Origin of the sequence: Hippea jasoniae, from assembly GCF_000744435.1 — a bacterium.
GTDB classification, from domain to species: domain Bacteria; phylum Campylobacterota_A; class Desulfurellia; order Desulfurellales; family Hippeaceae; genus Hippea; species Hippea jasoniae.
In genome coordinates this window covers 123,910-148,335 of record NZ_JQLX01000010.1, presented here as the reverse complement: position 1 = coordinate 148,335, position 24,426 = coordinate 123,910, and the positions used below count along the sequence as shown (strand labels likewise).

Here is a 24,426-nt window from a genome sequence, read left to right as displayed (position 1 = left end):
TCAAACCCTGAAATGCTCATATCCATTGTTTTTGATGTTTTCCTTTAATCCTTCAACAACCACGCCCTCTCCTTCCTCTACTCTGCCAATATAGTAAAATCCTTCTTTGACAAGTATACCCTTAAATCTGCAATCAGCAGTAAACAGAAGCTGGTAATCCTCACCCCCAAAAAGCATCTCCTGTTTTGTTAAAATATCTGTTGCACAAAAAGGTATCAAATCAAAATCAACAACAATCTTAACATTACTTGCCTTAGCAATCCTTTTTAAATCGATCAACAATCCATCGCTAACATCTATCATAGCAGAAGCTATACCTTTTAACAATGAAGCCTCGTTTATCTTTGGTTCTGGATCAAGATGGGCTTTTTTTAACTCATCATATCCCTCTAATCCCTTTTTTATAACCTCAAGACCCGCCATTGAACAGCCTATTGGTCCACTTACAAAAACACAATCGCCTGCTTTTGCACCCTTCCTTAAAACAGATTCTCCTTTTGGGTTTTTTCCCACCACTGTAACACTGATAAAGATCTTTTCTGCAGCTGTTGTATCACCACCAAGCAGAAGTACACCATATCGGTTTGCAATAGATAAAAAACCTTCAATAAACGCCTCAAACCATGTATAATCAAGCTTGGCAGGCAAACTCAACCCCAGAAAGGCATACAGAGGCTCACCCGCCATTGCAGCAATGTCTGATAGATTAACGCTTAAGGATTTTCTGCCCAACAGATATGGATCTGCAGCTTTAAAAAAATGAATATCTTCAACCAAGTTATCCATACTTATCAAAAATTCATCTCTACCTGCGGCAATTACTGCACAATCATCACCTATGCCTATCACATCATTTGTTTTAACCTTTGATGCTATAAAATCTATCAATTTAAGCTCTCCAACATCGCTCAGCTTCAAATCAGATCGTTCTCCTTTTTTGTAAAATATTTAACCTTTTTAGGCAAACACGGCTGATTTGTATGAGTGTAGTGCGGGTTTTTATACAGTCTTCTTCCTTTGACTTTAAGATACTCTGGCACTTCCATTATGTTGCCATTTTTTATATCACTGATAGCTTTGTTTATTGCTGCATATGTGGAGTTGGATTTTTTTGCCAAAGCAAGGTAAATACAACAGTAGGATAGAATAATTTTTGCCTCAGGCATGCCGATCTCAGATACAGCCTCAAGGGCAGCTTGAGCTATCAAAAGCGCATTTTTATCTGCCAATCCCACATCCTCAGCAGCAAAGATCACCATCCTTCTTGCAATAAACTCTATATCCTCTCCTGCCTCAATCATCCGTGCAAGCCAGTAAACTGCCGCATCTGGGTCAGATGCCCTCATGCTTTTAATAAACGCCGATACAATATCGTATCGTTGAGATTCATTCTCATACCCCACATCAATATTAAAAAATCTATCTATATCATCGCTGCTTAAGTTGAACCTCTCAGCAATATCGATCATCTTTTGAAACCTTCGAGCATCTCCGCTGCCAAGCAGGGCAAGCTTTTTTAAAACGGCATCTTCAAGGCGGTAACCTTTTTGTATGGCAAGTTTGATTAAATCATCTTCACTCAACCGTTTAAATTCATAAACAAAAAGCCTGGAGCGCAACGCTTTTGAGAGTTTATAATAAGGGTTGTAAGTCGAGGTGCCCACCAAAACGACACAACCCTTTTCAAGAGGCAACAAAAGCAGATCCTGCTGTCGTTTATCCAGCCTGTGAATTTCATCTATTACTATCAGGATAGGTTTTTGAGGTGTTCCCTTAGACAGCGTTTTTCTCAAAAGATCAGTGGGACAGTTTGTGGCATCCAAAAACTCAAAATTTAGATTATGTTTTTTAGCCAGCAGTTTCGCATATGTTGTTTTGCCAACACCGGGTGGTCCAAACAGGATCATCGAAGGCGGAATATTGTCATCGTAGTAAAACATCCTAAGCGGGCAGTTATCACAAAACAGCTGCCTGTTTCCAACAAGCTGTTCTAAACTGTTAACATCACCATCATCCATAACCGTATTCACCATAACACATTTGCACCTAATTACACTTTTTACCTGTTTTTTTCAATCACAACAAACCATCATGCTTTTATCATTTATTAAAACCGCCAAACCTTATTTTATCTTTAAAATACACAAACGATGCAAACTTCAAAAACGCATTAACATCAAGCATGCCAAGATAGCTTAGTGAGCTGGTATCATCCACAACAGGTATATAATCAACATCGATATGTGAGATAAACTCAAATACATCAAGGGCATTTGAAGATAAACTCAAAAAACTTGGATTTATCGTCATCAATTCCTTTACTTCAATATCGCTGCTATTCAACTCACCAATAAGCCTTATATCGCGAAAGGAAAGCACGCCCACCAATTTATCCTTTTCAACAACAGCAAAATAGCTGGATTTCTCATTCATCAATTCAAAAATAACATCTCTTATCTTTTGCTCTGGTGTTAGAGTCTTAACAGTTGTATCTATGAAATTTGAAACTTTTACCTTTTTGAGTTTTTCCTTGTATGCATCATCCATCAAATCAAAACCTTTCTGCATGATGGGTCTAATAAAATGGATTTTTCCTTCAAAAATATGCGATAGATACATACTTATCACACTGCCAAGCATCAAAGGCAGGATCATATGGTAGTTTTGTGCAAGCTCAACAACTATTAATGTTGACCTAAAAGGCGCAGAGGAGATAGAAGCTGTGACAGCAGCAGTGCCCACCAAGGCAACAGCATAAGGATCGATAAATGAAAAAAAATGGTTAAAAACAGCTCCAACGGCATAACCAAAAAACGCACCACCAAATATCGAAGGGGCAAATACACCGCCAAACATACCGCTTGCAAAAGTAATAGCCAAAGCAATAAGTTTCACAAGCCCCAAAGTTAAAGCCTCTCTTGGCAGATAGCCGCCTTCAAAAAGCATAGATATCTGTTTATAACCCAGCGAGGCTACATCTGGATAAAGCCACAAAATTAAACCCACGACAAAACCGCCAACTATTGCCTTAATATAGCTACTGCTAAATCTCAATTTTTCAAATATCTCCTCTACAGACGAAAACACAACATCAAACAGATAAACGGCAAAGGCAAAAAGAACAGCAAAAAAAGGCACAAAAAACATCAACCTTAAATCGTAGGTAAGCTTGGGCACAAAAAATGCAGGATAGTTACCAAAAAAGTATCTTGAAATCATATCACCAACAACGCTGGATACACTCAGCGGTATAATCACATTAAAATTCAATCTGCCCAGAATTATCTCAAGACCAAAAACCACAGCAGCAATCGGAGCGTTGAATGTTGCAGCAAGTGCACTTGATACGCCACATGATACAAGCAAAGGCGTATTAACACTTTCTGTCTTTAAGTTTTTAAGCGTAAAATAACTCAACGAGCCACCCAATTTTGCAATAGGGCCTTCACGCCCCACAGGCACACCAAAACCGATATTTACAGCGGTTAAAATCACGCTTAAGATACCCTTTTTATAATCCAATCTGCCCTTCTTTAATGCGATAGAGCGTGCCACAGCATCGATTGTGGGATTTGTGGCTTTATTTAAAACCTTTTCTATTATAATTGATGAGACAAGAAAAACAGCAGGGATTGAAACAAGATAAAGGTAGCTATTGCTTTCAAAAAAATTCACACTACCGGCTAAAAAAGAGGAGCCTTTTATCAGCTCCCTCATCAAGATCGCACTTATGCCGCCCACAACACCCATCAAAGTGGGCAGAAAAAACAGCCTTACAATACTACCCATCTGAGTTTACATATCGATAGGCAATAGAGCCTGCAAACTGACCAAAGAAATACGCCCCAATCATAACGGGAAATGTGTATAGCTGAAAACCCAGACCGCTTATAAGCCTCAAGGCTATCACAAAAGGAATGGGCAGATGGATGTATAAAAACCATTTTTTTGAAAATCGCTCAACCCTCGCCCTTAAAAATCCAAACGGTAGATTGAGAATCACAACACACGCAGCCACAGCCCACAAACTCATTGTTTATTCTCCTTAAACTTCAATTTTTTAATGTGAATCCTCATTCTTTTATTTCTATCAAACAGTATAAAATCAACAGGCAAATAGTAGTCTTTTAAGTGCATACAGCGCAAAATAAAGATATTCTTATGTTTTGTTTTGCACAAAGTATAAAAATTATCAACCAGCGATACAAGTATTTTTTTATAGCCGTTTAGGTTCATCCCGCCAAATGTTAGATTCTCATAACGCCTGCCTGTTGAATAATCAATTAAGTACACATCGCCTTTTTTTACATAAACACCATAGGCAGAAAAACCCAAAGAATTAACAACATCAAGCCGCATATCTTGATCTGCTATTGAAAAGAAACCCTCAAATGTTTTGCCTGAATAGTTGGCATTAAATACGCCAACAAGCTGCCTATGCTTACCAATTAGCGGTTTAAATGTTGTGCAACTATCAAGAAACGCTACTATCAAAAAAATCAACAATACTGCTTTCAATCTCACTGCTTTTTATCCTTTTAATATTCATATAACTTAAACTTTCCACAAATACCCTGCCGTATGATTTACTAAAAATCCTTCTATCAAGCACAACCATCACACCTCTGTCGTCCTTTGATCTGATCAGCCTCCCAAGACCCTGCTTAAGTCTCAAAACAGCCTTGGGCAGCGAATACTCATAAAACGCATTAACGCCCTCTTTTTTCAGCTTTTCATACCTGAATCTCTGAATGGGTGATGTAGGCACCTCAAACGGCAATTTTGTTATAACAACAACGCTCAAGGCATCACCTTTAACATCGATACCCTCCCAGAAGCTGTTTGTAGCAAACAAAAAACATCCACCTTTTTTAAATCTATTTAAAAGCTCAAAATTATCAAGTTCTCCCTGCCTTAAAATATCAAACCCTTTAGATTGAATAAAATCAGCAACACTTTCAAAAACATTATTGAGCATTCTGTATGATGTAAACAGCACTAAAACCCCTCTTTTGTTAGTCTCTAAAGCTTTAGCAATATCCTTTAAAGCTTCTGCTACATCGATATCAAACTCTTCATCTTTAGGCTCATGGAGGTCATCGACAACCAAAAGCACCGAATTGTCTTGATAGTTAAAATTTGAATGAGCAATATAGCAGTCTGCATTATCAAGTCCAACAACATTTTTAAAAAAATCAAAACTATCGGCCACTGAAAGCGTAGCAGAGATAAAAACAACACTGTTTAGTTTATCAAGCAAAAAATCATTCAGTGGTTTTTTTACATCAACTGGCGTAATATTAAACTTTACACCACCACTTTTTTCAATCCACAAAACCGCATCCCTATTATCAAATACCAAAAACGATTCAATAATATCCCTGATATTTGACAAAAGCAAAAAAACACCTTTTATATCGACAATTTCTGAACTATCCCTGTCTTTGATAAAATTATTCAGGCTATTTATAACCTTTCCGATGCAGTTTGACAGTTCTTTTGCAAAATCAGTTAGCCCTTCAACCTCTAAAGCTATGGCCTCCCTTTTTTTAAACCCTTTTAGAAAAGTTTCTACTATACTTTCTATAAGGTTTTTTTGCTCAACAATAAGGTTTTTAAGCTCCTCTATGCCATCAAAATTTGCAAGCAGGCCACTTTCAGTTTTCAAGCCCTTTTTATAAAGCATATCAAGCAATCTTAAAATCTCAGATGTGGTTGTTGAGTTTGTATAGTAATTTGTTGCGTTTTTTTCTATATTATGAGCTTCATCAAAAACAAGGCAGCTGTATTCTGGCAAAATCTCAGCATGCTCAAGCACAGAATCGGATAAAACAAGATGATGGTTGGAGACTATAATATCGGCTCTTTCAAGCCTGTCTTTTACTTTATAAAAAAAACAATCCTTTTTGTAGTGTGGGCATTTTGAATGAGCACAGCTTAATGTAGAGCTTTCGACAAGCCGCCACAAAGACTCATCGATATTGTATTGCGAAAAGAATTCACTTTTAAGACCTGTAGTCGTTGTTTTATAAAAATCCTTTATATAAGAAAAACTATCGCCATCAAATAATAGCATATCACCTTTTGAGAAAATAGATTCAACCTTTCTTTTACACAGATAATTGTTTCTGCCAAAGGCAATTTCAGCTTTGAATTCAACAAACCGCTTCAAAAAAGGAATCTCTTTGTTAAACAGCTGAAGTTGAAGGTTCTTGGTATTGGTGGATATTACAACCTTTTCTGAATGCCTTTTTGCATGCAAAACAGCTGGTACAAGATATGCAATACTTTTACCCGTGCCGGTGGGAGCCTCAATAATGCCATGACGAGCCTCTTTAAATAACTTCTCAATAAACCTTGCTATTTTTAGTTGCTCTTCTCTTGTTTCAAAACCATCACTTGAAAAAACCTTTTTAAAAATCTCATCTGTATCTAAAGCATTGTCAGGTTTTGCAATTATCTCTAAGTTTTCTCCATCGCTAAAAAACAGCCAGCCTATTACATCCTGATAATCAAAGGCAAATTCTATGGCCTCAAACCTATCCCCACCAAAAAATAGCAAATCCCCCTCTACCTGCTGGGTTTTATCCAAGACAATTATCCTATCATCTATCACTTTCACCTCAAACAGGCAAGGGGGGTGTTCTGCTAAGAGCTTCTCAAAAGAATCCTCATCGATTTTCATCTATCTATCAAACTCAACAGGGTAGTTGCCATCAAAACAGGCAAAACAGTATCCTGTATCGCCAACAACCTTTTTTAGACCCTCAAGCGAAAGGTATGCTACAGAATCGGCTGTGGAATATTTTCTTATCTCTTCTATCGTATGGGATGATGCTATAAGCTCTTTTTTTGTAGGTGTATCTATACCATAAAAACAGGGTGATATAACTGGAGGTGATGCAATTCTCAGATGCACCTCTTTAGCGCCTGCATTTTTAAGCATCTTTACAATCCTGCGGGATGTTGTACCCCTCACAATAGAATCATCTACAACAACAACCCTCTTTCCATCAAGCACATCCCTTGCGGGATTCAGTTTCAATCTAACTCCAAAATTTCTTATAGATTGGGACGGCTCAATGAATGTTCTGCCTACATAGTGATTCCTGATCAATCCAAAATCAAACTCTATGCCACTTTCCTTTGCAAAGCCAAGTGCTGCAGGCACTCCAGAATCCGGTGTAGGAATAACGATATCAGCCTCAACAGTAGATTCTTTTGCAAGCATCTGCCCCATTTTTTTTCGTATTGAATAAACATAGCTACCCCACAGATTTGAGTCGGGTCTTGAAAAGTATATGTACTCAAACACGCAGCGGGCAAGTGTTTGTTTTTTAAATGGCATAAACGAATGCACACCATCAGTATTTGCCACAATTATTTCACCAGGTTTTACATCCCTGATAAACTCTGCACCGATCAAATCAAAGGCACAGCTTTCGCTTGCAAAGACAATAGCATCATCCAACTTTCCCATCGACAGAGGCCTAAAACCCCACGGATCCCTTACTGCATAAAGCTCGTTTTCTCTCATTACAATCAAACTAAATGCACCTTTCAGGTTAGAAAGCGCCTCAACCAATCGTTCGATAAAACTCGTCTTCTTGCTGCGCGCAAGCAGATGGATAATCACCTCTGTATCGGAATTTGAATTAAATATAGCCCCTTCATTTACAAGTTGCCGCTTTATCGAGATGGCATTAACTATGTTGCCGTTGTGTGCAATGGCAATCTGACCCATATCAAAATGTGCATGAAGGGGCTGGATATTGGCAATCGATTCATCGCCAAATGTAGAATACCTGTTATGACCAACAGCAATCTTACCCTTAAGCGATTCTATTATACCCTTTTTATTGAATATCTCATTAACAAGCCCCGCACCTTTATGGATATAAAATTCGCTCCCATTGGTTGAAACAATACCTGCGGCCTCCTGACCTCGATGTTGAAGTGCATGCAGGGCTAAATATACATAGTTTGCAGCCTCATCCTTGTTAAATACACCAACTATGCCGCACATCTATTTCAAACCCAAAACATCCTGCATGGAATATAAACCGGGTAGTTTATCCACAACCCATTTTGCAGCCCTCAGCGCTCCTCTTGCAAATGTATCCCTCGATGATGCTTTGTGTGTAATTTCAATTCTTTCGCCAAGGCCTGCAAACATCACCGTGTGATCGCCCACGACATCGCCACCTCTCAAACTCATAATGCCGATCTCTTTTTGCTTTCTTGCACCCATCAAACCCTTTCTACCATACACAGCCACATCATCTAAGTTTTCACCTATTGCATCGGCAATGATCTCTGCAAGTTTTAAAGCTGTTCCGCTTGGTGCATCAACCTTATGCCTGTGGTGCATCTCAACTATCTCTATGTCATAATCATCCTTCAAAATCGATGCAACCTCACCAACAAGCTTAAACAGAATATTCACACCCAGACTCATATTTGGTGCAAGCACTATTGGCACAATAACAGATAGTTTTTCGATTTCGTTAATCTGCTCAGGCTTAAAACCTGTTGTGCCGATCACAATCGGTTTTTTATTATCCGCTGCTATCCTTACATGATTCAGTGTTGCAGCAGGTGTAGAAAAATCTATTACAACCTCTCCATCGTTTATCACTTTTTTCAAATCATCCACAATCGTTACACCATTTGGCTGCATTGAGCAGATGATACCCACATCCTGACCGATATGTGCAGAACCTTTTGCCTCAACAGCCCCAACAAGATTCAGCTCTTTATCCTCAGAAAGCAGACTTGCAATTCTTCTACCCATCTTTCCTGCAGCACCACACAGAATCGCTCTAATCATCTCTCCCCCCTTACAATAAATTCATCTCTTTTAAAACAGCCCTTAGTTTTTCTTTATTTGAGTCAGACATCTTACAAAGTGGCAACCTGAACTCCTCTTCAATTAAACCCAACATGGCAAGTGCCGTTTTCACTGGAATCGGGTTTGTTTCATAAAACATAGCCTGATGCAACCTAAACAGCTTATGGTGTAAAGTCTTTGCCTCTTCTAAATCACCTTCAACAAAAGCATCGTATTGTCTGGCAACAAGGTCTGGTGCAACATTGGCAGAAACAGATATAACACCGCTTCCACCAATCGACATCATAGGCAGTGTCAAAAAATCATCGCCACTGATAACACTGAAACCCTCTTTTGCATTCTCGATAATCTCAGAAACCTGATTAAGCGAACCGCTGGCTTCTTTTATACCAACGATATTATCGATCTCTGAGAGCCTTACAACGGTTTGTGGCAGAATATTCACGCTGGTTCTACCTGGCACATTGTATAAGACAAGCGGAACCGTAATATTCTCGGCTATCGTCTTGTAATGTTGAAAAAGGCCTTCCTGAGTGGGCTTGTTGTAGTATGGAGCAACAGAAAGAATTGCATCAGCACCTGCAGAAATAGCAATCTTTGCAAGCTCTATAACCTTTTTTGTGTTGTTCGTGCCAGCCCCTGCAAGCACAGGCACTTTTGTTTTGCATTCCTCCACAGCAACACCAACCACCCTTTCATATTCGTCTAAATCCATAGTAGCGGCCTCCCCCGTTGTGCCGCAGGGTACAATGCAGTCGATGCCGCTTTCAATCTGCCTTCTTATGAGTTTTCTGAAGGTTTCCTCATCAAACCTACCATCTTTAAACGGCGTAACAACAGCCGTCATTGCGCCTTTCAACTCAAACATACACACCCCCTTAATAATTCCATGCTTCATCAATCATAGTGCCTATGTATGTCAGTAATGCATCACCCTCAAGATAAACCTTATCGATATTGTTGTTTTCTATCCTTGCATAAATCCTCAAAACATTACCACTTTTTGTCAATACATCCACAGGAGACTCACAGATACCTTTCAAAATAGCAATCAAAGCTGCAGCAGTTGCCCCCGTGCCACATGCCAGGGTTTCATTTTCCACACCCCTTTCGTATGTCCTTAACTTTATAGCATTTTTGGATAGAATCTGGGCAAAATTTGCGTTTGTACCATCAGGCTTGAAATAGTCGTGATATCGTGTCTTTTGACCAATCCCTTTAACATCTATTTCATCTACATCTTCAACAAAATAAACAACATGGGGCACGCCTGTGTTGATAAAACTTGCCTTCAAATCTATTCCATCAAGCTCAATCAACTCTTTATAATCCTTGGGTTTTGTAAGCTGAACCTTAACGGTTTTTAGACCTGTAATCTGAGCCTCAATTACCCCTGCCAATGTCAAAAACTTCATATTCAGTGGTGCTATACCGTTGAGATATGCAAACCTTGCAGCACATCGTGAACCGTTGCCACACATCTCAACCTCGCTGCCGTCGCTGTTGAAGAATCTCCATTTAAAATCGTAAGTATCGTCTTTTTCGATAAGAATCAAACCATCCGCACCTATCGAAACACCCCGTGCACACACCTTTTTAACAAACTCAGTAACAGGTATCTCTATCGTATTTTCAACAATCTGCTCCCTGTTGTTTATGATAATAAAATCATTCCCACTGCCGTTCATCTTAAAAAATGGAATCTTTTTCATAACACCTCTCCTGCGATCAAGTCCTCAAGACTCTCCCTTTTTCTTATAATTTTAAAGCTATTACCATCAACCATAACCTCAGCTGCTCTTGGGCGGGAGTTGTAGTTGCTTGCCATCGTAAACCCGTATGCACCCGCACTAAACACAGCTATCAGTCCTGAATTGGGCACATCCTCAATCTCATAATCCCTTGCAAAAAAATCACCCGTCTCACATATAGGACCCACTATATCACAAACAATCCTCTCACTGCCTGTTAACTTAACAGGTGCAATCCTGTGATAGGCGCTGTATAAAGAAGGCCTCAAAAGATCGTTCATGCCTGCATCCACAATCAAAAATCGCTTATTGAGGTTCTTTTTGTGATATACAACCCTGCTAACCAATATACCTCCATTTCCAACCAGAAATCTTCCAGGCTCAAACACTATCTCCACATCGAAGTTTTCAAAGGCTTTCTCTACATCTGAAACATATTTATTAACATCAGGCTCCTTATCTGTTTTTTCATCATATACAATGCCAACGCCACCACCAACATCAACAATCTTTATCTTGATACCCCTATCGTTTAATGCCTCGATCAGCTTTGCAATCCTCACAGATGCATCATAAATCGGTGTTGTATCAAGCAACTGACTGCCTATATGAAACTGAACGCCAACAATCTCTATTCCATCAAGCTTATTGGCCTTTTCGTATAGTTCTAAAGCTTCATCATAGGGAACACCAAATTTGTTTTTCTTCAAACCCGTTGATATGTAGGGATGGGTTTTGGGGTCAACATCAGGATTAATCCTGAAGGCGATAGGGGCTTTTTTATTTAAGCTTTTAGCAACCTCATCTATAGCATACAGTTCATCCTCAGACTCAACATTGATCATCTTTATATTATTTTCAAGGGCATAGGCGATTTCATCCTTTGTTTTTGCAACGCCGCTAAATACGATATTTTCAGGCTTTATACCCGCCTTAAGCGCCCTGAAAAGCTCACCCTTTGAAACAATATCGGCACCAGCATTTAGCTGTGCAAACACATTAACCACAGATAAATTACTATTTGCCTTAACCGCAAAACAGATCGTATGATTTCTTGTTGCAGCATCATCAAACCTTTTAAACTGCGAAACAAAATGGGCTTTTGAGTAAATATAAACAGGCGTTCCTACCTCTTCAACAATTCTTTCAACCGCAACATCCTCTGCCCACAACTCACCGTTTCTGTATTCAAACACACCATCCTCCCTTTAGATTTAGACTATTTTATTTAAATAACTGATAAAATGCAATGTCTCAAACACCATACCCTTTATTTTTGCACCACCAGAGATCTGCATCATGCACCCCGGACAGGCCGTTATAAGCACCTGCAAGCCTGCATCCTTTATATTTTTTAATTTTTCATCAAGCAGGCTTTTGGAGACAAAAGGATGCATCATCGAATAACTACCTGCAAAACCACAGCACCTATCGCTATCATTTAGCTGAACAAAATTGGGCTCAACAGTTCTTATAAACATCTCAAACTCATCGGAGTAACCCAGTCCTCTCTTTAGATGACAGGGATGGTGGTAGCCCACAAAACCACCCAACCGTTTTGTTTTTATACCATTATTCTTTATAACATCTAAAAAATACCTGCCAGCGCATTCAACCTTTGAAGATAGTTCAATTGCATTTTTATAGCCAAATTCAACATAATCCCTTTTAACCATATGTGCACAGTGGGGATCAACAAACAGAATCTTTTCAAAGCCAAAAGATAAAAGGTATTCCACATTGATTTTACATGCTTCAAAAGCCGATTTTTTCTCACCGTTATACCATGCAGGTGCACCGCAGCAGCTTTTTTGCTCAATAACCTCAATCTTTTCATTTAGTTTATCTGCAAGCTTCAAGAGATCTTCTCCAATCTCAGGATAGATAAAATTAACAGAACAGCCGGCGAATAGTCCTATTTTTGCCTGTTTTGTTTTAACAGAAATATCAAACGATTTTTTGGGCGGTGGCAGTGCCCTGAAGTTCAATCCAAGTGCTTTATCAATCTTTTCTATACCGGTTTTTAGCTCTTCTTTAAACAGAAACGATGAAAAAAGACTTGAAAGTCTTAAAATCTCATAATGGTTTTCAAGATGCTTTATAATCAAACCCTTAATAAACGGCTGTTTTTTTGTGGTCTGAGCTTTTATGGACAAAATTAAACTTTGAATAGGTATATGAACAGAGCAGATCTCATCACAAGCCATACAACCGATACACAGATTGGCCACTTCATGAAGATTCGGCGTATCTTTGGCCAAATAAGACAATAGCACCCCAACAGGTCCTGCATAGCTTGCCCCTTTAAACATAAGACCGCTAACGGTTGTATAAACAGGGCATGCATTCTGACATGCACCACAGTGTATGCAGTATAAAATATCCTTAAAGGTTTCATCTTTAGCAAGCTCAAGCCTGCCGTTATCTAAAAGAATGATATAGAACTCCCCATAGGTGGACTTCAAAACATCAAGGTAGCTTGTGGCAATCTGGGCGGTAGCTGCTTTTGGTAGAAGGTCAACAACCTCAAAGGCTTCTTTATCGTTTTTTACGATTTTATCCACACCTACAACGGCTATGACGAGCTTTTGCTTCAAAACATTTTGAATATTGCCCTCATTGCTTAAAATAAACAGACTGCCGCTTTCTGCTGAGGCTGCATTTGCACCTATAATGCCACATTGAGCCTCTTTAAATGCCTGTTTTATTTTACTTTTGCAGAAATCCACCATCAGCTTAGGGTCTGCTTCTAAATTTTCATTAAACACCCTGTTTAGCAAATCCCTGATTCTCTCTTTTGATAGATGGATGGCGGGAGCCGTCATATGGGTCGGCGGCTCGTTGTTTATCTGAACAAGCCACTCGCCTAAATCTGTTTCTACAACTTCAAAGCCATTTTCAGTGAGAAATTCATTTAGTTTTAGCTCCTCTGTTGTGAGTGATTTGGATTTGACTATATTTTTTACGCCTTTGTTCTTTAAAATATCGATAATATGTTTGTTTGCCTGCACCTTATCTTTAGCATACAAAACTGTTGCGCCGTTTTCTGTGGCCTGTTTTATAAAGTTTGCGATATTTTGCTCTAAATTTTCGATATTTATCTTTTTTATCTGTGAAACCCTAAGCCGCATATCATCTATATCAAACAGCTTTTCTATCTTTTTTCTTTTTGAGAAGTAATTTTCCTTTAGTCTTTTAAGTGCGTTTTGTAAAAATTGATCATTTGTGAGTCTTTTTTCTTCTTCTAAAGATATCACCTTTTATACCCCTTTTTTTCATCTCTTTTGATACACGATACCTGACAAACAAAACGGCTGCCACGATAAAAAATGTAAAAAAACCGGCAACAAGCGTATCCACAGTCGACACATGGGGATGATAACTTTTCCTTACAACCTCAACAGCCAAGGCTATACCGCTCATGGAAATTCGACCTCTGAGGGAATATGCAGTGGCTCTATTGAGAATTTTATGCTTTTTTTAGAAGCCACAAAGGAATAGGTTTTTGCCACTATACCATTTTTTAAGTCAACCAGTTCAAGATTAACATCCCAGCAGTGGTTGTAGTATTTATAACTACCAACAACAGCATAATCAAAACTCTCTGGCGGATTTTTAATTTCAATGGAATTATTAAACTCCACCCATTTAGGATGAGAGACATATTCGGCATAGACTTCGCAGAGTTGATTGAGTTTTCGGGCTATCAGATATCCTGCATATTCACCGTTTTCATCGATGAAGCCTGAGTTTTCATTATACAGATCAACACTTATTAGCCTGCTGTTCTTAACTACTGGACAGATGGTTTTTGCAAACTTTCCAATTTCTTTATCAAATGATGTAAGGTTTCTTAACTGCCAGGAGGCATCTATATTATCGCCTACCTCAAACGGTTTTAAATTTACACAGGAATAAAGCGCTATAGCAACAAGAAAAATCAAAAAAATTTTCATGTTTTTAAATTACACAAAGCCTCAAAGTAAAGTCAAGTGCAATGTTGACAAAAAGGGCTTGTTAGTATATAAAAACCCTGCATGCGAGCGTGGCGGAACTGGTAGACGCGCCAGACTTAGGATCTGGTGCCGCAAGGCGTGGGAGTTCGAGTCTCCCCGCTCGCACCATCATCCATTCTTCTTCAAAAACTCAATAAAACCTGCCTCATCAAGCGGTTTTGCATAGAGGAATCCCTGGCAGTATGTGCAGCCCATTTTCTTTAAAATCTCTTCCTGCTGTTTTTCTTCTACACCTTCTGCTATTGTTTTAATACCCAAATCCTTAGCTATAGTAATAATGCCTTTTGAAATTGCCTGAACCTGAGAATCACTAACAATTCTTCTAACAAACGATATATCAAGTTTTAAAAAATCAACGGGTAATCGAGGGAGATATGAAAGCGAAGAAAAGCCCGTCCCAAAATCGTCTATGGAAAATTTAAACCCTTTGGTTTTGAGTTTTTCAATGATAGATTTTGCATATTCAATATTACTTAAGAATGTTCTTTCTACAATCTCAATATTGATCAAAGAAGGCTCTATGCTATAAACCTCACAAATATTCTCTAAAAATTCTGCAATCCTGCTACTGTTAAAGCTCCTTGGCGAAAGGTTAATAGAAATTGGCACTAACTTAATATTTTTATTCTTAAGCTTCTTCAGCGTATTCAGTACATACTCTACCACATATTTTTCAACATCTTCGATAAGCTCACTTTCTTCAAGCACACCTATAAACTCAGCTGGCGGTATAACCTTTCCATCTTTAATCCACCTGATGAGCGCCTCAGCCCCTGCAACTTTACCATCCCTTGAGAAATAAGGTTGATAATACATCACAAATTCTTTGTTTTTCAATGCATCTTTTAGACTCATCTCTATCTTGAGTCGCTTTAAAAAGCTTCTTTCTAAATCCTCTGAATAAAATGAAACACTCTTTATACCTTTTGAGCCATATTTTAGGGCAACCATAGCGTTTTTTAAAAGCTCATCAGTTGTCTTACCATCTTTGGGAAACAGACTAACGCCTACTGCAAAATTAATATTGATAAGCTCATGCCCTACCCTGTAGGGTTTAGCCAAGTTGTTCATAATCTTAATAGCTACAGACTCAGCAGATTTCTCATCAGTCAAATCCTTAGCTAAAACGGCAAATTTATCAGCCTCTATACGGGCTACTATATCATAACCCCTTACAGTTGATTTTAGCCTTGAAGCTATCTCTTTTAAAACACTATTACCGATAGAATATCCATAGAGTTGATTAATCTTTGAAAACGATATTGTGTTTAGAACAAATAAAGCACCAAAGAAACCCTCATAAGTTGCCCTATTTAAAAACCGCTTTGACAGTGTTTCAAACGATTCCCTGTTATACAGCTCGGTTATTGAATCCAGCGTTTGAAGTTTTTCTATTTTTTCTCTTAACTTTCTTTCCTCAGACAGATCTTTTCCAACACTTATGTAATATTTTATCCTGCCGTTTTCTGCGTAGGGAACAATCGTGGTGTGCGTATAAATTAACGAGCCATCCTTGCGTTTATACTTCATTACAGATGAAAATGTTTTTCCGCTTTTTAGCGTTTCATAAAACAGCTCAACAAATCTCTTTGAATAATCGTGTGATGAAAATATAGAATGATGCCTGCCTATGAGTTCATCCTTTGAATAGCCACTCAACCTGCTAACAGCCTCATTTACATAAACGATATTAAAATTCTCATCCATTATAACAACAAAGCTGAACCCCTTATTTATGGCAAAATTTACAATTCTATTCCACTTTTCATCCTCTATTTTATTTAGTGCAAACTCAATATCACCCATGGCTTCTTCAAGTAATCTCATCACATTTTTATTTAGAAGCTTTTCATTCTTTGTATATCCTACAAGTGTGCCAATAATTTTATCTTTCTTTGAAATAGAAAAGGCAAAGCAACTTTTTAAGTTGTATTTATCAACAGCCCTATCAAAAGGTTTAAAATTGACAACTTCCATCTGTTCAGCACTATAAACTCCTTTTTTAAGAAGTGCTTTAACAGCAGGTATTTCTCTATTATAATTGTTAATTCCAACACCTTTTGCTTTTAATTTTGATAGATGATCTTCTATAAACTCAATAAACTCTTTCTCGCTTTCATTCTTTGCATAAGAATATGCAACATCAAGGTAATTATCTTCAACAAGTCCAACAAAAGCCGCATCAAATTTTGCATGTTTCACCACTATTTTAGGCAATTCTTTTAAAATTTCTGTCTCGCTTTTTGAATGAACGATTAATTGATTGATTTCAGAAAGTGTAGAATAGATATTGGAAAGGAATTTAATCTGCTCAAGCTGCCGTATTTCCTTCGTTATATCCCTTGATAAATCAACAAACACATAGTTTCCATCGCTATCTTTGATGGGAATTATCAGACTGCTTAAATAGAATATCTCACCGTTTTTTGTTTTATTGACAAATTTTGCATTGAATTTTCTACCTGCAAGTATCGTTTTCCACAATTTTTGATAAAACTCTTTTGAGTGGTAGCCTGATTTAAAAACAGCAGGCGTTTTACCTTTAAGTTCATCCAGTCTGTATCCCGATATTTTCTGCACGGCAGTATTGGCATGAATTATTTTTCCGTCTTTATCGGTTAACACAAACCATTCATGCGACTTCTTCAAAGCCTTATCGAGAATTCTAATGATTGAATCCCTGTTTATTTTCATTAATGCAAAATTTATATTGGCTCTTATTCTTCTTAAAATATCGCTTGTTATAGATGGCTTTTTAAAAATAGAATAGATTATCAGTAGATAGCTTTCTAAATCTCCAAAGGGGATGGAGTAAAAGTATCCATTTTGAAGCCCACCGCCAAGCATCGCATTTTCAGCGGTTGTTTCAACTGTTACTGTTTTGATTTTGTTTATGGTTTTAAACCGCTTAGCATTTTTATTTATGTAATCAAGACCGTAGCGTTCAACGGCTTCATTGTTGGTAAATGACGACACAAGCTCAAAATTCCTTTCTTTAAAAACAAACGCACCATCAAAATCCCCATCCTCAACAACCACCCTGCACAGTCCATTAATTAGATCATTTTTAGATGTGGAACGGATAATCAGCTCATTGATGCCTTTAAGTGATTCATACAGGCTTTCAGTGATTTTCCTTTGTGTTCTATCGATAACCACGCCAAAGGCATAAAAGTTGGATTTATATTTCAATGTTTGAGCAGAAATCTCAACAAATTTAATGTTCCCCTTCTTTGTAATAACCTTTATATCCCTATGAACAGCACTAAACAATTCACCTTTTAGCCTTCTTCGAACAATCTCTTTCATCTTTTGAGCTGTATTTGAATCCACATGAACTGAGTATGGATCGGATCTTAAGAGCTCATCGGTTGAGCTAAATTCTAAAATCTTTACCAAACTTTTATTGATATATACGAAGCCATCTTTTCCCAATATATAAACACCAACAGAAAGATTATCTAAAGATAGGCTAAAAATATCAACTTCCATACATCCCCTTTGTCAAACTACAATAAATAGTAGCAAAGGTCAATAGGGATAAAGTCTTCTTGATGGTATAACCCCTCTTATGCCACCAACAGGATTTTCAATATCACCTTTATATCTGGGAATTAAATGAACATGAAGGTGATTTATCGTCTGTCCTGCGTATTTACCCACATTAACACCTATGTTGTATCCGTCAGGTGAGAATTCCCGCTCTAAATACACCCTGGCTTTTTGCAGTAGATCAAAGATGGCTAAAATTTCATCCTGTGTGGCATCAAATAGGCTTTCAACATGCCTGAAAGGGATAATAAGCATATGACCTTCGTTAACTGGGTAAAGATCATAGATTGCATAACACAAATCATTCTTCAGAATTATCTTCAGCTTCTGGGTCTGGCAGAAAATACATCCCATCTTCCTGCCTTTCTTCTATCTCTAAAGCCCTGCCCATTATCAGGGCCTCTGCTATTTTTTTATGCGCCCTATCTATAAGACGGGAGAAAGTGGGGCGTGATATATGCATCAGCTCACTTGCCTGCTGCTGATACATACCCTCTAAATCAGCAAGTCTAATAGCCTCAAGCTCATCAGGCGAAAGAATCACCCTTTCAAGTGTATTTGCAGGAATACCGCAGGGTTTAAAACACACCCTGCCAAATCTAAACCTTACCCTACCCCTCTTTCTCCTTCTTGGCAACGCTAAATCCTCCTTTTAATACTTTTTAACAACCTCATAGGCATCGTGTGTGGCTTTGTAGATATCACCCACAGCTGAAGCATCACCGATTAATTCAACATGCTCAAATTTATCTTTAATCTGCTCAAACAAATCGTTGTATGGCTTTGTGCCTATGCTTGTTATAACAAGGTCAAATCTACCCAAATTCTCCTGCTTGCCATCCTTTAAAATCACAGCACCATCACTATCAAAGCGTTGCAATTTTGCAGCCGTTATGATTTTTGCTTTTGGATTATTCTTTAGCCTTGCAAGTGTGAAATCCTCAGGCAACTCCTTGAGTATATCAACACCCACAACCTCTTCAAAATTATATCTTATAAGCAGATCCTCCATTGCCTCTCTTCCTATCAAGCCAACACCCAATACAAGGGCTCTTTTGCCTTTGATTTCAACCTTTCTTTCAAAGTAGCTAAATGCATCGGTAGCGTTTTCATTCTCAATGCCTTCTATTCTTGGCAAAACAGAAACAGCTCCGGTTGCCACCACAACAACATCAGGATTGTAAAAGGCTATTGTATCGTAATCTGCCTTTTGCATCTTCACTAAAACACCACTTGCATTGAGTTCTTTTATCATTGAATCAAGTGGCCTTTGCATCGATTCTTTAAACGGCGGTTTGACTGCAAGATTAAACTGACCACCTAACTGCTTTTTCTCAAACAGCACAACATCATGACCTCTCTGGGCCGCATAGGTTGCACAAGCCATACCGGCTGGTCCGCCGCCCACAACAACAAATTTTAGCTTTTTATCTGACTTTCCAAATCTGTCAACATCCACAAAGGGATTGATAATACAGCCAAGACCCACACCGGCCTTTACCTTTAGTAGGCATCCCTGCAGGCATCCTCCACAGTAGTAGATTTCATCTTCCCTGTTTTCTTTGAGTTTTTTAACAAACGCCTGATCGCAGGCAAGTGATTTACCAAGACCTATACAATCTGCCCAGCCCTCATCAAACGCCTTAAGAATCTTTTCCTTATTTGCCATTCTGCCGTCCACAATAATAGGCAGACTGGTTAGAGATTTAATCGCTTTGAATGTCTCTATCTGCTTTTCAGTCGGTGTAAATGTTGCAGAATAATACCACGGCGGCGTATCACAAGCACTTCCCAATCCAACATGAATAGCTGCCGCACCAAATTTTTCAGCAAGCTCGATAATCGGCTTGTTATCCTGAGGTGTTATACCATCCTCAACAAATTCACTACCTGCAATTCTTACAATAACTGGCAGGCCGGAGGCGTTTTCAAATACAGCCTCAAAAACCTGTCTTGCAAACAGTGTCTTATCCTTGCCGTATTCATCATCGCGTTTGTTTGTTCTATCCTTTAAAAACTGAGCTATAATATAGCCCATTCCAGCCTGTAATTCTATCGCATCAAATCCTGCCTGTTTTGCCCTTCTGGCTGCTTTTCCAAACGCTTCAATAACCTCTTCAATCTGGCTTTTTGTCATCTCTACAGGCGTCTGCTTTGTGGCAGGACAGTAAACAGCAGACGGTGCAATGGGGGCACTTCCTGAGGCTTTAGGGTTTGCAGCCCTACCTGCATGCGTTATATTCAAACAGGCTAAAGATCCGTTTTCATGGATAACATCTGTGATCTTCTTTAGCTCATCCACGCAGTAATCCTCATCGATACAAAGCTGTTTGGGATGCTCTCTACCGCTTTTTAAAACAGCTGTTGGCTCTGTAATAATCAAAGCCACTTCACCTTCTGCAACATGCCTGTAGAATGTTAGATGCCTTTGATTTACCTCTCCTTTTGGATTACCGTATGCTGTTTTAACCGGGGCAAAGATAAATCTGTTTTTTAGCCTAAGCCCTCCTAAATTTACGCTATCAAACATTCCAGCCATCTCTATACCTCCAAAAAACTTTCTTTACTTATATATACTTCTACCAACTAATGATAGGTTAAAAATGAAAAAATGTCAACGATACAAAGCAGCAGTAATTTAACTTGAAAAAAATAAATGTTTTTAGATAATTGGTCTGAGTGTTAGAGGTGGTGTATGAAACTCTTTTTATCAGGTAATGAGGCAATCGCATTTGGACTTTTGGAGGCTGGCGTAAGGTTTATCAGTGGGTATCCAGGTACTCCATCAAGCGAAGTGTTGCCCGCTGCGGTGAAATTGGCCAAACAATTCAAAATAGATGGCTACTTTAACTGGGCAGTAAACGAAAAAGTCGCCTTTGAGGAGACAACTGCAGCCTCTATTGCAAATATACCCGTAGCCTTTGTTGCAAAACAGGTTGGTTTAAATGTTGCAATGGATCCATACATGAACACTGCTTTAGTTGGCAGTGATGGTGGCCTTGTGGTTGTTGTGGCAGATGATCCAGGGCCTCACTCATCACAGACAGAGCAGGATTCCCGCTTTATGGCTTATTTTGCAAAAATCCCCGTGCTTGAACCTTCAACACCAAAAGAGGCCTATCTTTTTGCAAAAAAAGCCTTAAATTTAAGCAGGCAGTATAAAATCCCCGTTATGATAAGAACAACAACAAGGGTTTCACACTCCAAAGAGGATATAGAGGTAGGAAGGCTCTCAAACTATACAATTAAAGCCCAATTCAACAAAAACACAGACAGATATGCGGCAACACCTCATTTTAGATACCTGCTACACAAGCAACTAAACGAGAAAATTGAAAAGATAAAAAACAACGAGTTTGAGATAAAAACATACTTCAGTGGTAAAAAATTGATCATCACCTCCGGTATAAGCTTTGCCTATCTCTACGATATAATCACAGAATACAAACTGACAGATAAACTAACAATAGCAAAAATCGATATGCCTTATCCTCTCAATGAAGAAACACTACACAGACTTACAGACAAATTCGAAGAGGTCATAATAATTGAAGAGGGCTATCCAGTTATAGAACTTCAATTTAGAAAAGAGTGCAAAGGCAGAGAGGATGGAACAGTCCCCAAAGAGGGTGAGCTTACCATTGATGTGATAAAATCGATACTTCAAAAGTTATCGATAATGCCAGAAGAAAAATCAAGCAAGCTAATTAAACCTCCATTTAAAAGACCCTCTTTATGCCCTGGATGCGGCCATAGAACGGCATTTTATGCCATAAAGCAGGTTTTTAAAGACGATGCTATATACACTGGCGATATAGGCTGCTACACCTTAGGGCTAAACCTAAAAGCTGTGGATACCGTCCATTGTATGGGTGCAAGTGTTTCATTTGGGTTTGGATTTCAAAAAGCCTTTGGGCTTTCGAATATCAAAAAACCTGTTGTTGCAACGATAGGCGATTCAACCTTTTTTCATAGCGGCATCACACCGCTTATCGATGCCGTGCATAACAACTCCCCTTTTATTGTCGTAATTTTGGATAACTCAACAGTCGCAATGACGGGCAACCAGCCCACACCAACAAATACCTACAACGAAGATGGCTCAAAAGCAACACCTGTTTTAATAGAAAATATTGTAAAAGCTATAGGGGTTGATTTTTTAAAGATCTGCGATGCATACGACTTTGACTGCATGGAAAAAGCCCTTTTAGAGGCAAAAGATTACATAGAAAATTACTCATCCCCTGCTGTTTTGATATTCAGACATCCCTGTATCTATACCACAGAAGGTTTAAAAAACAATCCACGATTTAAAAGGGTATTTGTTGATGAACAATTGTGTAAAGGCTGCAAAATCTGTATAGAAAATTTTGAATGTCCATCGCTAATATTTAACGGCAGCGTGGTTGAGATAGATACAACAACCTGTATAAACTGTGGACAATGCGTAGTAAGCTGCCCATTTGATGCTATAAAGGTGGAAAAATGAAGTTAGTCATTATAGGCGTTGGCGGCATGGGTGCAATATCTTTATCAAAAACAATAGCGCAAATGGCAATAAACAAAAATCTATCGGTCAAATCCAGCGAGATTCACGGTATAGCAAAGAAGGGCGGACTTGTAGAGGTTCAGATGAAAATAGATGAAGGACTAAGCGGCGTGGTTTTACAGAAAGAGGCTGATATTGTTATCCTGCTTGAGGATTTATATTTCCAATACGCAAAAGCGTTTCTTAATAAAAATGGCATTTTAATTACTCTCACTAAAGAGGAAAAAGAATCGATAAAAAAGGAATTTGGCGATATAAAATTTGCAAATAGTTTTATACTGGGCAGGTTTATCAAAAAACAATCGATTTTTGATAAACTTGACGCAGTAGAGGTTTTAAAAAACATCAAATTCAGTGAAAAAAACTTAAAAGCATTTGAAAGGGGTATAGGATGATTTTCAATAAAGATGTTGAGACTATGCCGCAGGAAGAGCTAAAAAAGCTACAACTTAAAAGATTAAGAGAAACTATAAAAAGAATCAAAAACTCAAGCTCTGTTTTCAAAGAAAAATATAAGGACATTGAACCGCAAGATTTAAAAAGCCTTGACGACTTGAAGCATATTCCCCTGCTTGAAAAAGATGAGATCCGAAAAGCCTATCCCTTTAAACACATAAGCGTGGATGATGATACGAAGTGGATGAGGATGCATATGAGCTCAGGCACAACGGGCACACCAATAATCAATGTAATGACCAAAAACGATATAGAACAATGGTCTGAAATAATGGCACGATGTTATTATGCAGCTGGCGTCAGCCATAAAGATAGAATACAGATCACGCCATCTTTTGGTTTATTTAACGGCGGATTTGGTTTTCACTACGGCGCTGAAAAGATAGGGGCTTTTATAATACCTGCTGGTGCTGGCAGAAGTAGATTACAACTCAAATTTATAGAGGATTTAGGTACAACGGTTTTAACGGCGATCGCATCGTATCCATTGAGATTGATAGAAGTTGCAAATGAAACAGGTTTTGATTTTAAAAAGACAAATCTCAGGGTTGCCATTTTAGGAGCAGAAACCTGGTCTGACGAAATAAGAAAGAGAATCGAAGAGGAGATGAATGTTGATACATACGATATCATCGGCATGACAGAAACCGGTGGCGTTGGAATGGGTATAGATTGCCCCGCAAAAAACGGCATCCATATCTGGGAAGATCACTACATCGTCGAAATCATCGATCCTGAAACAAAAGAGGTGCTTGAGGATGGCAAAGAAGGAGAAATGGTCATCACAACACTAACAAGAGAGGGTATGCCCCTTCTAAGGTACAGAACAAGGGATATAACAAAGATCATTTCAAGGGATAAATGCGACTGCGGTAGAACCCACTTGCGTGTGGATAGACTCAAAGGCAGAACAGACGATATGCTCAAGGTTAAAGGCGTAAACTTCTACCCATCCCAGATTGAGGCAATCCTTATGAAATATAAACAGCTTTCGCCGTTTTACCATATTGTTTTGGAAAAAGTTAAAGGCAAGGGTTCGATGACGATTATTGCAGAAAGAAAGAACGGCTTTACATCAGAGCAGCTTGACAAACTATCAAACGAGCTATACGACTTTTTAGGCTTCCACTGCCATATCCAGATTGTGCCTGAGGGAACATTAGAAAGACCTCAGGGCAAAGCCGTAAGGGTTGTTGACAAAAGACAGAAATAAAAATTAAACTTTATCTACTTTTAGCCGAATAGATAAGG

At 38.5% G+C, this 24,426-nt stretch carries 21 protein-coding genes and 1 tRNA gene; 4 read left to right on the top strand and 18 right to left on the bottom strand.

Annotated elements, in window-relative coordinates; translation table 11 throughout:
• From thiL to EK17_RS01370, 14 genes are all read right to left on the bottom strand, one after another.
• Nucleotides 1-918, bottom strand: coding sequence for a thiamine-phosphate kinase (gene thiL, locus EK17_RS01435; protein WP_035586858.1), 918 nt, complete (start codon nt 916-918; stop codon nt 1-3).
• Nucleotides 915-2,033: an AAA family ATPase gene (locus EK17_RS01430; RefSeq protein ID WP_051904342.1), complete on the bottom strand. Its 1,119-nt coding sequence runs from the start codon at nt 2,031-2,033 to the stop codon at nt 915-917. Before EK17_RS01430 ends, thiL begins: the two co-directional genes overlap by 4 nt.
• 67 nt (nt 2,034-2,100) lie before the next feature.
• Entirely contained in the window at nt 2,101-3,789 is a 1,689-nt protein-coding gene (locus EK17_RS01425; protein ID WP_035586856.1) for a chloride channel protein, read from the bottom strand.
• Entirely contained in the window at nt 3,782-4,033 is a 252-nt protein-coding gene (locus tag EK17_RS01420; protein WP_035586855.1) for a hypothetical protein, read from the bottom strand. Before EK17_RS01420 ends, EK17_RS01425 begins: the two co-directional genes overlap by 8 nt.
• Entirely contained in the window at nt 4,030-4,524 is a 495-nt protein-coding gene (locus EK17_RS01415; protein ID WP_156957494.1) for a hypothetical protein, read from the bottom strand. Before EK17_RS01415 ends, EK17_RS01420 begins: the two co-directional genes overlap by 4 nt.
• Nucleotides 4,475-6,685 (bottom strand): ATP-dependent DNA helicase, encoded by a 2,211-nt coding sequence (locus EK17_RS01410; RefSeq protein ID WP_035586853.1) that lies wholly within the window; start codon nt 6,683-6,685, stop codon nt 4,475-4,477. The genes EK17_RS01415 and EK17_RS01410 overlap by 50 nt, the downstream gene beginning before the upstream one ends.
• Complete coding sequence (gene purF / locus EK17_RS01405) at nt 6,686-8,026, bottom strand: amidophosphoribosyltransferase (RefSeq protein WP_035586852.1); 1,341 nt, start codon at nt 8,024-8,026, stop codon at nt 6,686-6,688.
• Nucleotides 8,027-8,830: a 4-hydroxy-tetrahydrodipicolinate reductase gene (gene dapB / locus EK17_RS01400; RefSeq protein ID WP_035586851.1), complete on the bottom strand. Its 804-nt coding sequence runs from the start codon at nt 8,828-8,830 to the stop codon at nt 8,027-8,029.
• A 10-nt stretch (nt 8,831-8,840) separates the two neighbouring features.
• Nucleotides 8,841-9,719: a 4-hydroxy-tetrahydrodipicolinate synthase gene (dapA, locus tag EK17_RS01395; protein WP_035586850.1), complete on the bottom strand. Its 879-nt coding sequence runs from the start codon at nt 9,717-9,719 to the stop codon at nt 8,841-8,843.
• A 10-nt stretch (nt 9,720-9,729) separates the two neighbouring features.
• Nucleotides 9,730-10,563 carry a diaminopimelate epimerase gene (gene dapF / locus EK17_RS01390; RefSeq protein WP_198018120.1) on the bottom strand — a complete coding sequence of 278 codons (834 nt, stop codon included), beginning with the start codon at nt 10,561-10,563 and terminating at the stop codon, nt 9,730-9,732.
• Nucleotides 10,560-11,798 carry a diaminopimelate decarboxylase gene (gene lysA, locus EK17_RS01385; RefSeq protein ID WP_035586849.1) on the bottom strand — a complete coding sequence of 413 codons (1,239 nt, stop codon included), beginning with the start codon at nt 11,796-11,798 and terminating at the stop codon, nt 10,560-10,562. The genes dapF and lysA overlap by 4 nt, the downstream gene beginning before the upstream one ends.
• Before the next feature lie 18 nt (nt 11,799-11,816).
• Nucleotides 11,817-13,859: a heterodisulfide reductase-related iron-sulfur binding cluster gene (locus EK17_RS01380; RefSeq protein WP_035586848.1), complete on the bottom strand. Its 2,043-nt coding sequence runs from the start codon at nt 13,857-13,859 to the stop codon at nt 11,817-11,819.
• Complete coding sequence (locus EK17_RS01375; protein WP_035586847.1) at nt 13,822-14,025, bottom strand: hypothetical protein; 204 nt, start codon at nt 14,023-14,025, stop codon at nt 13,822-13,824. Before EK17_RS01375 ends, EK17_RS01380 begins: the two co-directional genes overlap by 38 nt.
• Nucleotides 14,022-14,558 carry a hypothetical protein gene (locus EK17_RS01370; protein ID WP_035586846.1) on the bottom strand — a complete coding sequence of 179 codons (537 nt, stop codon included), beginning with the start codon at nt 14,556-14,558 and terminating at the stop codon, nt 14,022-14,024. The genes EK17_RS01375 and EK17_RS01370 overlap by 4 nt, the downstream gene beginning before the upstream one ends.
• Before the next feature lie 83 nt (nt 14,559-14,641).
• On the opposite strand from EK17_RS01370, the gene EK17_RS01365 reads away from it, so the two are divergent.
• Nucleotides 14,642-14,726 (top strand) — tRNA-Leu (locus EK17_RS01365).
• Here EK17_RS01365 and EK17_RS01360 read toward each other — a convergent pair.
• From EK17_RS01360 to EK17_RS01345, 4 genes are read right to left on the bottom strand one after another with little or no spacing between them, the layout of a single operon-like run.
• A complete protein-coding gene (locus EK17_RS01360; protein WP_035586844.1) occupies nt 14,727-18,110 on the bottom strand; it encodes an EAL domain-containing protein in 3,384 nt (1,127 codons plus the stop codon).
• A gap of 39 nt (nt 18,111-18,149) precedes the next feature.
• Nucleotides 18,150-18,524: an HIT family protein gene (locus EK17_RS01355; RefSeq protein ID WP_035586842.1), complete on the bottom strand. Its 375-nt coding sequence runs from the start codon at nt 18,522-18,524 to the stop codon at nt 18,150-18,152.
• Nucleotides 18,472-18,807 (bottom strand): DUF134 domain-containing protein, encoded by a 336-nt coding sequence (locus tag EK17_RS01350; RefSeq protein WP_084675040.1) that lies wholly within the window; start codon nt 18,805-18,807, stop codon nt 18,472-18,474. The genes EK17_RS01355 and EK17_RS01350 overlap by 53 nt, the downstream gene beginning before the upstream one ends.
• A gap of 15 nt (nt 18,808-18,822) precedes the next feature.
• A complete protein-coding gene (locus EK17_RS01345) occupies nt 18,823-20,709 on the bottom strand; it encodes an FAD-dependent oxidoreductase (RefSeq protein ID WP_051904341.1) in 1,887 nt (628 codons plus the stop codon).
• Nucleotides 20,710-20,865: 156 nt separating this feature from the next.
• Here EK17_RS01345 and EK17_RS01340 point away from each other — a divergent pair, with 156 nt between their 5' ends.
• Genes EK17_RS01340 through EK17_RS01330 form a run of 3 tightly spaced genes read left to right on the top strand, consistent with a single transcriptional unit; the run spans nt 20,866 to nt 24,388 of the window.
• Entirely contained in the window at nt 20,866-22,659 is a 1,794-nt protein-coding gene (locus EK17_RS01340; protein ID WP_035586840.1) for a thiamine pyrophosphate-dependent enzyme, read from the top strand.
• Nucleotides 22,656-23,114, top strand: coding sequence for a 2-oxoacid:acceptor oxidoreductase family protein (locus EK17_RS01335; protein WP_035586838.1), 459 nt, complete (start codon nt 22,656-22,658; stop codon nt 23,112-23,114). The genes EK17_RS01340 and EK17_RS01335 overlap by 4 nt, the downstream gene beginning before the upstream one ends.
• Nucleotides 23,111-24,388 carry a phenylacetate--CoA ligase family protein gene (locus EK17_RS01330; RefSeq protein WP_035586836.1) on the top strand — a complete coding sequence of 426 codons (1,278 nt, stop codon included), beginning with the start codon at nt 23,111-23,113 and terminating at the stop codon, nt 24,386-24,388. The genes EK17_RS01335 and EK17_RS01330 overlap by 4 nt, the downstream gene beginning before the upstream one ends.
• Nucleotides 24,389-24,426 lie beyond the last annotated feature (38 nt).

What these genes read in the sequence shown, in the direction of transcription:
- EK17_RS01425 (WP_035586856.1), bottom strand. Translation starts at nt 3,789, where the DNA reads ATGGGTAGTATTGTAAGGCTGTTTTTTCTGCCCACTTTGATGGGTGTT.
- dapF (WP_198018120.1), bottom strand. Translation starts at nt 10,563, where the DNA reads ATGAAAAAGATTCCATTTTTTAAGATGAACGGCAGTGGGAATGATTTT.
- dapA (WP_035586850.1), bottom strand. Translation starts at nt 9,719, where the DNA reads ATGTTTGAGTTGAAAGGCGCAATGACGGCTGTTGTTACGCCGTTTAAA.
- EK17_RS01355 (WP_035586842.1), bottom strand. Translation starts at nt 18,524, where the DNA reads ATGGGATGTATTTTCTGCCAGACCCAGAAGCTGAAGATAATTCTGAAG.
- EK17_RS01410 (WP_035586853.1), bottom strand. Translation starts at nt 6,685, where the DNA reads ATGAAAATCGATGAGGATTCTTTTGAGAAGCTCTTAGCAGAACACCCC.
- EK17_RS01375 (WP_035586847.1), bottom strand. Translation starts at nt 14,025, where the DNA reads ATGAGCGGTATAGCCTTGGCTGTTGAGGTTGTAAGGAAAAGTTATCAT.
- EK17_RS01370 (WP_035586846.1), bottom strand. Translation starts at nt 14,558, where the DNA reads ATGAAAATTTTTTTGATTTTTCTTGTTGCTATAGCGCTTTATTCCTGT.
- EK17_RS01330 (WP_035586836.1), top strand. Translation starts at nt 23,111, where the DNA reads ATGATTTTCAATAAAGATGTTGAGACTATGCCGCAGGAAGAGCTAAAA.
- EK17_RS01345 (WP_051904341.1), bottom strand. Translation starts at nt 20,709, where the DNA reads ATGGCTGGAATGTTTGATAGCGTAAATTTAGGAGGGCTTAGGCTAAAA.
- EK17_RS01360 (WP_035586844.1), bottom strand. Translation starts at nt 18,110, where the DNA reads ATGGAAGTTGATATTTTTAGCCTATCTTTAGATAATCTTTCTGTTGGT.
- EK17_RS01340 (WP_035586840.1), top strand. Translation starts at nt 20,866, where the DNA reads ATGAAACTCTTTTTATCAGGTAATGAGGCAATCGCATTTGGACTTTTG.
- EK17_RS01420 (WP_035586855.1), bottom strand. Translation starts at nt 4,033, where the DNA reads ATGAGTTTGTGGGCTGTGGCTGCGTGTGTTGTGATTCTCAATCTACCG.
- EK17_RS01335 (WP_035586838.1), top strand. Translation starts at nt 22,656, where the DNA reads ATGAAGTTAGTCATTATAGGCGTTGGCGGCATGGGTGCAATATCTTTA.
- dapB (WP_035586851.1), bottom strand. Translation starts at nt 8,830, where the DNA reads ATGATTAGAGCGATTCTGTGTGGTGCTGCAGGAAAGATGGGTAGAAGA.
- EK17_RS01430 (WP_051904342.1), bottom strand. Translation starts at nt 2,033, where the DNA reads ATGGTGAATACGGTTATGGATGATGGTGATGTTAACAGTTTAGAACAG.
- purF (WP_035586852.1), bottom strand. Translation starts at nt 8,026, where the DNA reads ATGTGCGGCATAGTTGGTGTATTTAACAAGGATGAGGCTGCAAACTAT.